General features: G+C 61.4%; 8 protein-coding genes. 4 read left to right on the top strand and 4 right to left on the bottom strand.

The genetic code is table 11. The annotated features are described in order from the left end of the window. Nucleotides 1-32: 32 nt before the first annotated feature. The 3 genes from QOM08_RS14720 to QOM08_RS14710 form a co-directional block, all read right to left on the bottom strand. Entirely contained in the window at nt 33-437 is a 405-nt protein-coding gene (locus QOM08_RS14720; RefSeq protein WP_047225808.1) for a cupin domain-containing protein, read from the bottom strand. A gap of 139 nt (nt 438-576) precedes the next feature. Continuing rightward, nucleotides 577-858 carry an antibiotic biosynthesis monooxygenase family protein gene (locus tag QOM08_RS14715; protein WP_047225809.1) on the bottom strand — a complete coding sequence of 94 codons (282 nt, stop codon included), beginning with the start codon at nt 856-858 and terminating at the stop codon, nt 577-579. Nucleotides 859-981: 123 nt separating this feature from the next. Continuing rightward, a complete protein-coding gene (locus tag QOM08_RS14710; RefSeq protein ID WP_188250809.1) occupies nt 982-2,415 on the bottom strand; it encodes a PLP-dependent aminotransferase family protein in 1,434 nt (477 codons plus the stop codon). Between the two features lie 205 nt (nt 2,416-2,620). On the opposite strand from QOM08_RS14710, the gene QOM08_RS14705 reads away from it, so the two are divergent. Next, nucleotides 2,621-3,061 (top strand): carboxymuconolactone decarboxylase family protein, encoded by a 441-nt coding sequence (locus tag QOM08_RS14705; protein ID WP_076384471.1) that lies wholly within the window; start codon nt 2,621-2,623, stop codon nt 3,059-3,061. A gap of 25 nt (nt 3,062-3,086) precedes the next feature. Here QOM08_RS14705 and QOM08_RS14700 read toward each other — a convergent pair whose 3' ends face one another. Continuing rightward, nucleotides 3,087-8,699: a putative Ig domain-containing protein gene (locus tag QOM08_RS14700; protein WP_316911781.1), complete on the bottom strand. Its 5,613-nt coding sequence runs from the start codon at nt 8,697-8,699 to the stop codon at nt 3,087-3,089. Between the two features lie 393 nt (nt 8,700-9,092). Between QOM08_RS14700 and QOM08_RS14695 the strand changes: the two genes are divergently transcribed. The 3 genes from QOM08_RS14695 (at nt 9,093) to hemN (ending at nt 12,397) form a co-directional block, all read left to right on the top strand. Beyond that, a complete protein-coding gene (locus QOM08_RS14695) occupies nt 9,093-9,536 on the top strand; it encodes a CopD family copper resistance protein (protein WP_047225813.1) in 444 nt (147 codons plus the stop codon). Between the two features lie 96 nt (nt 9,537-9,632). After that, nucleotides 9,633-11,012 (top strand): coproporphyrinogen III oxidase, encoded by a 1,380-nt coding sequence (locus QOM08_RS14690; RefSeq protein ID WP_047225814.1) that lies wholly within the window; start codon nt 9,633-9,635, stop codon nt 11,010-11,012. Continuing rightward, complete coding sequence (hemN, locus tag QOM08_RS14685; RefSeq protein WP_188250811.1) at nt 11,009-12,397, top strand: oxygen-independent coproporphyrinogen III oxidase; 1,389 nt, start codon at nt 11,009-11,011, stop codon at nt 12,395-12,397. Before QOM08_RS14690 ends, hemN begins: the two co-directional genes overlap by 4 nt. The last annotated feature ends 24 nt before the right edge of the window (nt 12,398-12,421 follow it).

The following is a 12,421-nucleotide window of genomic DNA, read 5'->3' as shown; positions in this document are numbered from 1 at the left end:
GCAGGCTCGCTCCCACAGGGGGCTCAAAGGTGTTAGTTCTTCAGCGGAATCAACACCGCCTCATCCTTGCCCATCACCATGAACACCAAAAGTTTCGCCGGCTCGGTCGAGCTGGCGTTTTTCGAAACCAGATGCTCGGAACCCGCGGCTTCGTACCAGAACTCCCCGGCCTTGTAGGTGGTCGCCGGCTCGCCTTTGACCTGGGAGGTGATGGCGCCTTCCAGCACATAGGCCATGGCCGTTCCTTCATGTTTGTGGGCGACGGACGACTGGCCGGGGGCGTAGTCGACGGTCAGCATCATGGCTTTTTTACCAGGCAGGTTCTTCAGCATCTTCTCCTGCAGCACGTTGACCTTTTCCGAGGGTGCGGTTTCGTGGGCATAGACCGGGGCCAGAGGCAGCAGGCTGAGGGTGGCGATCAGGCAGAGGGTTTTCATGGCAATGACCTTCGTGGGTTTGAGTGAGTTCGCGCTGTGGCAGCGATGGATTCACCCTAAGCCCCACGGAGGGGCAAACAAACGTCCAATCTTTCGGAAGGCGGGTAGACCAATGCCGCGATCCACCCCAAGACAAAGGTCAGCGGTTGAAGTCCACGCTTCGAGCCAGACGGTTGTCGATCAGGCCGATGAACCCTTGCACTTCAGGGCAGTTGAAATGGGCTTGCATCGCCGCTTCCGATTGCCAGCGGGCGCTGACGGTCCAGCGGTCACCGTCGTCCGGGCAACGGTCGACCATGTAGGCATCGCACCCCGGTTGTGCACGCAGGGTTTCGACGATTTGCTGCAACTGGCGGCCCAGTTCTTCCGAGCGCCCGGCGGCGGCTTGGACCTGTACGGTATTGATCACCTGGCGAGTCATGGCTCTGGCTCCTGAATCAAGTCGGACGGGATTGGCTCGACAATCAACGAGACCCCTGCAGGATAGGCCTGTATTTACGAGGCTAAAACAGCCAATGGGCGGATAAATGTCCAGTCCAATGGCTCAGGCGACCTGCTGCAAAATGTCCCGCAAACGGTCCAGCGCGGTGTCGATGTCGAGAATTTCGATGGCGCCAAAACCGAAGAACAGACCCGGCCGCACCGGGGCGTCGTTGAAAAAGCCATCGAGGCGGTACAGCCCGACTTCGGCTTTTTTCGCCAGTTCGATCACCAGCGCCAGGTCGATGGGCACCTTGCACAGCACGGCCAGGTGGAAGCCTGCGGTGGTGGGAACCGCCTCGAACCAGGGCGACAGGTCCCCAGCCATGCGCGCCAGGATTCGCTCGCGGCGGCCGGCATACAGCGTGTGGCAGCGGCGGATGTGCTTGAGCAGGCAGCCTTCGGCGATGAACTTGGCCAGTGCCCACTGGGGCAGGGTGGAGGTGTGTTGATCGGTGAGGCGCTTGGCCAGGATCACCGCTTCGAGGATCGCCGGTGGCAGGATCGCGTAACCGAGGCGCAGCTCCGGCAACAGCGTTTTCGAGAAGGTGCCGACGTAGGCCACGATCCCGCGGTCGTCCATGCTTTGCAGTGAGTCGGCCGGCCGGCCTTCGTAACGAAATTCGCTGTCGTAATCATCCTCGATGATGATTGCCCCCAACTCGTAGGCCCGCGCCAGCAAGGCCTCGCGGCGGGCCTGGCTCATGGGCATACCCAAAGGAAACTGGTGGGACGGCGTCACATAAATCAGGCTTGTGCCGTCGGGAATGAGGTCTACCCGCATGCCCTGGTCATCTACCGGTATCCCGACCACCGTGGCGCCGTGGGAGCCAAACAGCAGGCGTGCCGGCGGATAGCCCGGGTCCTCCATGGCCACCAGACTGCCCGACCGGGTCAAGACCCGCGAGATCAGATCCAGGGCCTGTTGTGCACCGTTGCACACCACTACGTCATCGTCCTGACAATTGACCCCGCGGGAAAACGCAATATGCCGGGCAATGGCATTGCGCAGCGCCGGCAAACCCTCGGGCTGACTGTAGAAGCCCTTGGCGCTGGCGATCTGGCGCAAGGCGTGGGCGGTACAACGTCGCCAGTCGTCCAGGGGAAACTGCCCTTTGCCGGTGGCGCCGCCGATGAAGTCATAACGCAGCGCACCTTCAAGGGGGGGATGGCGCATCAGGTCCGGCATGTTGCGCCAGGTCTCGACGACATCGGCGCCGGCCAGCTCGCGGTGGCTTTGTTTGCGCACGATTGGGGCCGGGCGCGCATTGACATAGGTGCCCTTGCCAATGATGCCGGTGAGAAAGTTTTCGTAGGTCAGTTGGGCGTAGGTGTCGGACACGGTCTTGCGTGAGACGCCCAGTTGTTCAGCGAGCAAGCGGCTGGGCGGCAGTTGCGTGCCGGCGGCCAGGCGACCACTTTCGATGGCACTGCGCAGTTGTTGATACAACTGGCCCGCCAGGTCTTTGCGGCCGTTGATGACAACATGAAGTTCCATACCCGCGCGCTCCTGGGCGATTGTGTGGCGCTAGCCCGCAAAGGCGCAAGATTAACCGCATTGTGCGTATGCATAGAAGTTGCGTGGAGAAAATCGCGCTGATTGGTCTGCTATGAACTGGTCCGGTTTTTTTCGACACATTGGATCTGTCGCGCAGCGTGCTCACGGCCTACCGTGGAGATACCGATCAGCACGGAATTGCGCCATGAGCCAGCGTCTGGATTACTACAGTGCGTCCCCAGGGGCGATGAAAGCCATGATTGGCCTTGAGGCGCTAAGCAGTCGCCTGAGTATAGAGCCGGGATTGCTGCATCTGATCAAGATCCGTGCCTCGCAGCTTAACGGCTGTGCGTTTTGCACCGACATGCATTCTGTGGATGCGCGTCGCCTGGGTGAGAGCGAGCGGCGCCTGTTCGCCGTGGCGGTGTGGCGCGACAGTGGCTTTTTCACCCCCCGCGAACGCGCCGCCCTGGCTTGGACCGAGGCGGTAACGCTGTTGGCCGAAAGCCAGGTGCCGGATGAGGTCTTTGCCCAGGCCCGCGCCGTGTTCAGCGAGGAGGAACTGGTCGACCTCACGCTGGCGATCAGCACCATCAACAGCTGGAACCGGCTGGCGGTGAGTTTCCGCCAGAGCCCCGGTTCCTGATGGTTGATCGATCTGCCTGCTCCCGTCAGGCCGTGAAGTCGCTGGCATGCAGCTCCTTGACCCCCACCAGTTCGAATTCGAACTCGGCGCTGGCGTCGGCATTTACACTGCCGTAGAGGATGCCATCGGCAAAGCGCAGTTGACCGGTGGCATCGGCGCTAAAGGCATTGCTGCCAATGAACGTGAAGGTGTCGATCTCGGCGGTCAGCGGATTGGCGTCCAACCCGGTGAAGTCCAGTTGGTCGAACTCGGTGCTCTTGAAGCCGCTGATGACATCGCGTAGCGCCCCGATGCCCATGTCCGACAGTGCTTCGAATGCATATGTGTCTGCACCCGTACCGCCGCTCAGGCTGTCAGTGCCTGCGCCGCCGATCAACCGGTCATCGCCCGAGCCACCCACCAGCGTATCGTTGCCCGCCCCACCGTTGAGCACGTTGGCGCCGCTGTTACCCGTCAGGTTGTCGGCGTAGGCACTGCCGGTCAGGTTCTCGACATACTTGAAGGTGTCAAGGCCCGAACCCACGGTGTTCTGTTGCGCGGAGGTGGACAGGGTGGCCGTGACACCGGCCATGGCCCGTTCGAACGAGACCGTGTCATTTCCATCACGGCCGTCCAGCACGTTGTTGCCGGCCCCGGCAAACAGTATGTTGTCCAACGCATTACCGGTGCCATTGGCGGCGTCGGGGGTATCGATGTACAGGTTTTCGACGTTGTTGTTGAGGGTATAGGCCGTCAAGCTGCTGTGCACGCTGTCGATCCCGCCAGACACCGGGTTGCTGTTGGTCTCGATCACGGTATCGCCGGTGTTGTCGACATAGTAAGTGTCGTTGCCATCGCCCCCGCTCATGCTGTCGGCCCCGGCGGCGCCATCAAGCACGTTGTTGGCGGCGTTACCGGTGATGAAATTGCGCCGTTCATTGCCGGTGCCGTTGATGTCCGATACGCCGGTGAGCACCAGATTCTCCAGGTTATCGCCCAACGTCCAACTGACCGAGGCCTGCACCGTGTCGATCTGTGCGGTCGAGGTGTTGCTTTCCACCACGCTGTCGAACGCGTTGTCGACCACATAGATGTCGTTGCCGTCGCCGCCGGTCAAGCTGTCGGCGCCCAGGTCTCCGTCCAGGGTGTCGTTGCCCGAGCTGCCCACCAGCGTATCTGCCTGGTCGGTACCGGAAATCATCCCGCCTTCGTTCTGGGCATCGTCGAATATGTCCTGCACGCTGTTGTTGTCATCAGGATTGCCCTGGAAACCCAGGTCATCGGCGATGTAATCGGCCAGGCGCTGGCCGACGATTTCCGCCGATTCCTCGTGCAAGTGCCAGACGTCGTCGGGATACACCAGTGGGTCGACTTCGTAGCGCAAGGGCAGATCGGTGTAGTCCACGGCCAGTTTCACGTCCGCGCGCTCGGCGGCGATGGCCTCCTGGGTGGCGCGGACATAACCGACACCTTCGACAATGTCGGCGATCTTTTCTTCCGAATAGCCACGGGCACGCGCCGCGTCCTGTTGGTAGTGCCCGGTCTCCATCAGGTACACGTTGAAACTGCCGAACTGGGCGTGCAGGTAATCAAACACGGCCAGCGTTGCGGTCTTGTAGGCCGCCGCCGCAGCTTCCTTGTCGGAGGCGCGGGCGATTTCCTGGGCCGCTTCCTCGCCTTGGCCCCAAACAATGCCCATGGTGACGTTGTCGATGGCCCTGAGTTCGGCAAGCTGATCCTGCAACAACGCCACGGCGCGCAACAGCGCAGGCCCCGGTTGGTTGGTGTCGGTCAGCCACCAGCACAACTTGAGCTCCTCGGCGCCCAGGGTCGACAGGCCATTGACCGTACTGCCACCCACCGCGATGTCGATGCCATTGCCGTCGGCATCCTCGAACTGACTGCGTACGTCATAAGAGGTGTACTTGTTCAGGTCATTGACCAGCATCGACGTACCGGACTGATCATCGTCCTCAGTCATGCGCAGCAGGCGCGCATTGGACTGGCCGAGGGTTGGCAGGTAGAGGATGTCCTGCTGGGCGCGCTCGCCGAACACGAAGTCATCGGCGGTCAGGGTGTTGAGGTAGTTACCGCTGAGGGCGATTTCGAAGCGATTGCCGTCGGCATCCGCTTCGCTGGATTTGACATAGGTCTTGTCGCCGGCCGAGTTGAGGGTCATGTACAGCGTGCCGTTGCTGCCATTGCCGAGGCCGAGATAGCCCAGGCCGGAGACGTCGATCTTGTCGACGCCCACGGTGAAGTCATAGATCGTGTCCGTGGCCGTGACCCCGCCGGTGTCGTAGTCGCGGTAGCTGTCGAGCACGTTGGTGTAGCGGAAGGTGTCGGCACCGTCGCCACCGTACAACGCGTCGCGACCGGCGCCACCATCGACAATGTCCGCGCCAGTGCCGGCCCTGATCGTGTCGTTGCCGCCCAGGCCGAGGATCAAGTCCGCGCCCGCGGTGCCAGTGAGGGATTCGGCGTTGTTGGTTCCGGTGATGGTATTGGCCGGCGCATCGGCCACTGCCAGGGCGAAGCTGTCGCTCACCGAGGCACCTGACGGATCGGTGGCCTTGACCAGTACGTTGTAGTTGCCTGCTGCCGTGCTGGTGGGTGTGCCAGCGAAAGTCAGATTGCTGGCATTGAAGCTCAGCCAGGCGGGCAGGGCACTGCCATCGGCCAAGGTGGCGGTGTAGGTCAGCACATCCTGATTGGCGTCGCTGAAGCTGTCGGAGGTCACGGTGTAGGTGAACGGCGTACTTTCGGTAGCGTTCTGGTCGAGCAGGGGGATAACCACCACGGGCGCCACATTGCTGGGGGTGTTCTCGTCGGCGAAGACGAAATGACTGGCGGTCAGGCTGCTGACCAGGTTACCCGCCAGCGACACTTCGAAACGGTTGCCGTTGGCATCGACCGTGAGGTCTTTGAGGTAGGTGCGGTTGGTCGAGCTGCTATAGGTCACCAGCAGCGTGCCGCCCTGGCCATTGCCCAGACCGGTATAGCCGAGGGCCGATACATCGATCTTGTCGGCGGCCACGTCGAAATCGAGGATCTGGTCACTGGCGCTGGTGGAACTGGTGCGGTAGCTGTCGAGTTTGGAGGTATAGCGAAACACGTCGGCACCCGCGCCGCCGGTGAGTTTGTCCACGCCAGTGCCGCCCACCAGAATGTCGTTGCCAGCCCCGCCATTGAGGGTGTCGTTACCGGCGCCGCCATACAGTTGTTCGTTGGCCGCGGTACCGGTCAACGTGTCGTTGTTCGGCGTGCCATTGATCACGATGGGCGCGGCGGGCACGTCCTGCACCGCCAGGGTGAAGCTGTCGCTGACGGTGGCGTTGCTGCCGTCGGTCGCCGTGACCTGTATGGAATACGTGCCTGATGCTGTATCGCTTGGCGTGCCGCTGAATGTGCGGCTGGCGGCATCGAACACCAGCCAGCCGGGCAGGGCGCTGCCGTTGGCGAGGGTGGCGGTATAGCTGAGGCTGTCGTTGTCCGGGTCGGTAAAACTGGTGGCCGGCACCACGTAGCTGAACGGAGTGTTTTCGGTCGCATTCTGATCCAGCAACGGCGTGGCCAACACCGGTGCCTGATTGGTGGGCGAGGCGGTGGCGAAGACAAAATTGGCGCCGGTCAATGTGTCGAGGTAGTTGCCCTCCAGCGCCACTTCGAAGCGGTTGCCATTGGCGTCGGCGGTCAGGGATTTGATGTAGGTCTTGGTCCCGGCGCTGTTGAGTACCACGTACACGGTGTCGTTTTTGCCGTCGCCAAGGCCGGTGAAGCCCATGGCCGACAGATCGATCTTGTCGGCGCTGACATCGAAATCGGTGATCACATCGCCCAGGTTGACGCCGCCGGTGTTGTAGTTGCGGTAGCTGTCCAGACGGTTGGAAAACACAAAGGTATCGGCCCCGGTGCCACCGGTGAGGGTGTCCATGCCGGCACCGCCGTCGAGCTTGTCGTCGCCCGCGCCACCACTGAGGCTGTCGTTGCCCGCCAGACCCAGCAGGGTGTCGGCCGAGTCACTGCCGATCAGCGAGTCACTGCCACTGGTGCCGGTGACCACCCGATTGAAGATGAAGTTGCTGGCGGTCAGGGTACTGGTCAGGTTGCCCGACAGAATCAGCTCGAAGCGATTGCCGCTGGCGTCGGCATCGTAATCCTTGATGTAGGTGCGGTCGCTGCTGGCGCTGTAGCTGATCTGCAATGTGCCGCCACGGCCATTGCCCAGGCCGGTGAAGCCCAGGCCCGCGAGGTCGATCTTGTCCTGGGTAACGTCGAAATCAGTGATGGTGTCGTCGAAGCTGGTGGTGGCGTTGCGGTAACTGTCGGACTGGCTGGCGAAGCGGAACGTATCGGCGCCGGTGCCGCCAGTCAGTCTGTCGATGCCCGCGCCACCCACCAGGATGTCGTCACCCGCGCCGCCATTGATGGTGTCATTGCCGGCACCGCCGTAGAAAATCTCGTTGGCGGCGCTGCCCAGCAAGGTGTCGTTGCCGGCGGTACCTTGCACGGTGGTCACCGGTACCGTGGCGCTGACATAGCTGCCGTCGCCATAGACCAGCGTCGCGCCCTTACTGGTGTGACTGATGGTGTTGGCGATGATCGCATTGCGGTCGGTGCCGTCTTCGTTGCGTTCGGCAACGCCGTAGGTCGACAGGTCGCTGCCGCTGATGATGTTGCCCTGGATCAGGTTGTCGCTGCCGTTGAAGTAGCGACCGGACACGCCCAGGGTGTCGTCGTAGGACTGGATGATGATTTCCGGTACCGGATTGCCCAGGGAGTTGTTGTTGAGGGTGTTGTCGATGACTTCAACGTGGTTGCTGCCGTAGATGCGGATCCCGGCGCTGGCGTTGTCGTGGATGTCGACGCCGCTGACGGTGACGTCGCTGGACAGCTTGATCAGTACGCCTTCGCCGCCGTTGCCATACACCTCGCCGCCGGTGATGGTGATGTTGCTGGGGGAGGGGATGTCCTCGCTGCCGCGCTGCACCACGATACCGTTGCCGCCGTTGTTGTAGGCAACGTTATTGGTGAGGGTGAAGTCGTGGGTGCTGGTGACAACGTTGAAACCATGGCGGTCATTGTCGTAGGCGACGTTGTTTTCAAAGGTGCTGTCACTGAGGAAGTCAGCAACAAAACCGTCCAGGCCGTTGCCGTGGGACACGCTGTTCTTGATGACCATGTTGACGGTCTGCTCGTGGGGGTCGAAGCCGTACCCGGAGCAATCCTTGATCTCGACGCTGTCGAGGGTGACGTTGGAGTCGTAGCCTTCTTCGCCGGGAATGTAGCCGTTGAACCAGCCGTCGATCTTGCCTGTGGTGTTGTCGCGATTGCCGTCGATGGTGAGATGGCTGACGCCGAAATCGTGGGTTTCTTCACCGTAGGCCGAGCGGATGATGCCGGTGATCTTGGTGTCGGAGCCGTCGGCCACCTTGACGGTGGTTTCGCCCATGCCGTCGCCGTACAAATAGACGTTGCTCTTGAGCATCAGGCAACCGTCGGAGGGTTCCTCGCCGGCCGAAACGATGTAAGTCCCGGTCGGCATGTACACCTGCCCGCCGCCTGCGGCAGCCGCCGCATCAATGGCACTTTGTATTGCCGCCGTGTCGTCGGTGATGCCATCTCCTTTGGCGCCAAAATTTTGTACGTTGAAAATCATGAGCTTATCTCCGTATCGGGCTGGAACCACGGTAGAAGCCAATATTCCATCGGCGGCCACCGTGTTATGACCCGCAGGAGCGCAAAAGTTGTGACCGCATATCGGCTGAGCGTCAAAAAAACGAACGGGCTGATCAACGGTCGGAACGACTTCAGCAACAGATAACGTTCTGTTGACGTTTTTTGGGTTGCACAACCCTTGTGGGAGCGAGCCTGCTCGCGATAGCGGTGTGTCAGTCGATGGGATGCAAGCCGAACCGACGCTATCGCGAGCAGGCTCGCTCCCACAGGTGCGGTATCGGATTTCCTTGATTGGCATCAACCCCCAATCCGAAGCCGCGGGATAACCTCGACTAAACCATCGCCCGATGATTCAGGGGCGACCGAGGAGCCCATGAGCTATCCGCTATTCCTGACATTGCACCTGTTTGCCGCGCTGGTTTTCATTGGCACGGTGTTCTTCGAGGTGCTGTTCCTGGAGAGCATCCGCAAACAGCTGCCCGCCAAAGTCATGGTGCTGCTGGAACAGGGCATCAGCCGGCGTGCCCGGCAGTTGATGCCCTGGGTGTTGCTGACGCTGTTCGGTGCCGGCGCTGCCATGGTCTGGCTGCGGTACTGGCCGACGCTTTCCGCGCCATGGGAGTCTTCTTTCGGGTTGCTGCTGGGCCTGAAAATAGCCTTGGCGGGCAGCGTACTCGGGCATTTCCTCTGGGCCATGTGGCTGTTCAGAAGCGCCCGCATGAACGCCCGTTACGTGCAGATCATCCATACCAGCGTGTTCATTCATCTGCTGGCAATCGTGCTGTTGGCCAAGGGGATGTTTTACCTGACCTGGTGAGCGGTTGCGGGGCGTATGCAGGGCGCTTGATACAGGTCAAGGCGACCCATCGGGACAAGTCCGACACTGTGCCTGCGCAGCCATTCGGAGATTGTCATGTTCGACCTGTTCCACACCCCCGGCGATCGAGCCCCGCGCCGTACCCCGGCGGTGGCTGATGTCGATTGCCCGGTCGGTACGCGCAAATTCCATACGGGGGTTGGCTCGCTCGATCTGCTTCGGGAGTTGCGCGACAGCCGCCATAAACGGCGGCCGCTGTCCCTGGCGGTGCATCTGCCTTCGCGCTTGCGTTTGTCATCGTGTTCGCCCCTGGCGAGCGTGTGCCGGTGTGGCGAGATCGAGGGCTATCTGCAACACCTGACCTATGAAATCGGACTGGTCGGTTGTCACTTGGGCGCAGGGCGTCGGGTCGAGGCGTTCTGCCTGACTGGCGGTACGCCGGTGATCGCCCATTTGCAGCGGCTGATGGATGACCTGCGCAAACGTTTCGAGTTCTGTGAATACGACAGCGCCGAACACAGCATCGAGGTCGACCTGCATCACACCGACTGGTCCACCATGGGGCTGATTCGCGACCAAGGGTTCACCCACGTCAGCATCGGCGTGCCAGACATTGGCCTGGACAGCGATTTGTCCGTGGATTGCTATCAGAACCCGGCACCGATTCATTCGCTGATCGATGCCGCGCGAACCTTCGGTTTCCGTTCCATCAACATCGATCTCGGTTATGGCCATGCCTGGCAAACGCCCCACAGCTTCGCGCGCAAACTGGCCACGCTGATCGAACTGGAGCCCGACCGGCTGCATGTGTTCGACTACGCCCATGCGCCGTATCGTTATCGTTCGAAAAAACACCAAGCGGCGGATGCCTTCAGCAGCCAGGCCGATACAGACACCATGCGCCAAATCTGCTGCGAGCAACTGACCGGGGCGGGGTATCACTACATCGGGTTGGGGCAGTTCGTCAGGGCGGACGATGACCTGGCCGTCGCCCAAGAGCACGGGCGCCTGCACCGCAATTGCCAGGGTTTCACTCGGCGCGGTTGCTGTGACCACTTGGGTTTCGGCCTGTCGGCCATCACCCAGATCGAACACTTGTACGTGCAGAACACCGATGACCTGCTGGAGTACTGCCAGCAGCTGGACGCCGGGCAGTTGCCTGTGTGTCGCGGCTGGCGCTGTGAAGCGCAGGACCTGCTCAGGGCCGCAGTGACCGAGCAACTTGCCTGCGACCTGGAGCTGGATATCCCGGCCATGGAAGCGCGTTTCGGCGTGGTGTTGCGCGATTATTTCGCGTCCATCTGGCCGCAGCTGGAGGTATTGCGCAGCCAGGGTTTGATCGAATTGACCAGCCGTTTTATTGGCATCTTGCCCGCCGGGCGCCTGAGTGTGGATGCGATCTGCAATCTGTTCGATCCAGTTCCCGACGACGCAGGCACTTTGACCGGCCCCTTTGACAGGTTGACCCCATCATGAATGCTGTATCCGCTTTCAATCGCGCCCTGGTCGAGAAGTACGACCGTCCGGGGCCGCGCTACACCTCCTATCCGACGGCCCCGCAGTTCCATCAGGCCTTTGCCATGGATGAGTACCGCCAGGCCGCCGAGCTGAGCAACCAGGCCCCGGTGCCCAAACCCTTGTCGGTCTACATCCATATTCCGTTCTGCCAGAGCCTTTGCTACTACTGCGCGTGCAACAAAATCATTACTCGCAAGACTCATCGCGCCGCTGAATACCTGACTTACCTCAAGCGTGAGATCGGCCTGCAGGCGGCGTTGTTCGACCGTTCGCGCAAACTGACGCAACTGCACCTGGGCGGTGGCACGCCGACCTATCTGACCCATGAGCAACTGGCCGATCTGATGGAGTGCCTGCACCAGGCGTTCGACATGGACGACAGTGACGCCCATGAGTTTTCCATCGAGGTTGATCCGCGGACCATCGATGCGCAACAGATCCAGGGGTTGCGCCAGCTGGGGTTCAATCGCCTGAGCTTCGGCGTCCAGGATTTCGATGCCCAGGTGCAAGCCGCGGTCAATCGGGTGCAGAGCGAGGCCCAGGTCGTCGAGTTGGTGGAGGCGGCCCGGCTGGCGCGTTTCAAGTCCGTCAGTGTCGATCTGATCTACGGCTTGCCGCTGCAAACCATCGCCAGTTTCGATGTGACCCTGAGCAAGATCATCGCCCTGCGTCCTGACCGGATCGCCGCCTACAGCTATGCGCATCTGCCGCAACGGGTGCGGGCGCAACGGATGATCCGACCCGAAGACATGCCGCCGCCGGAGCGCAAGCTGGAGTTGCTGGAACTGACCATCAATCGTCTGACCGAAGCCGGTTATGTCTACATCGGCATGGACCATTTCGCCTTGCCGGACGACGAGTTGGTGCGCGCTCGGGTCCAGGGCACGCTGCAACGCAACTTCCAGGGGTATTCCACCCATGCCGATTGCGATTTGATCGGCCTGGGTGTGTCTTCGATCGGTAAGGTCGGTGACAGCTATGGTCAGAACGTCAAGGAGCTTTCCCAGTACTACGCTCGCCTGGATCAAGGCCTGCTGCCAGTGCAGCGTGGCTATCGCCTGAGCGACGATGACCGGTTGCGCCGCGAGGTCATCAGCGAATTGATGTGCCATGGACGGATCGATTTCACCCGGATCCAGATCAGTCACGGTGTGGGTTTCAACGAGTACTTTGCCGATGCCCTGGTCCGGCTTGAGGAACTGGTGCGCGACGGACTGCTGGAGATCCACCCCGACTCGCTGGTGCTGCTGCCCCAGGGGCAATTGATGATGCGCAACGTGGCCATGGCTTTCGACGCGTACCTGGGCGTGGACCAGACGGTCCAGTATTCGCGTACGGTTTGACGAGCGCTCCCGCTGGCTGCGCAG

It is taken from the genome of Pseudomonas sp. P105 (assembly GCF_032614175.1).
Taxonomy (GTDB): Bacteria; Pseudomonadota; Gammaproteobacteria; order Pseudomonadales; family Pseudomonadaceae; genus Aquipseudomonas; species Aquipseudomonas rhizophila.
Note: the sequence above shows the minus strand (reverse complement) of the source record. Positions and strands in the feature narration are given on the sequence as shown.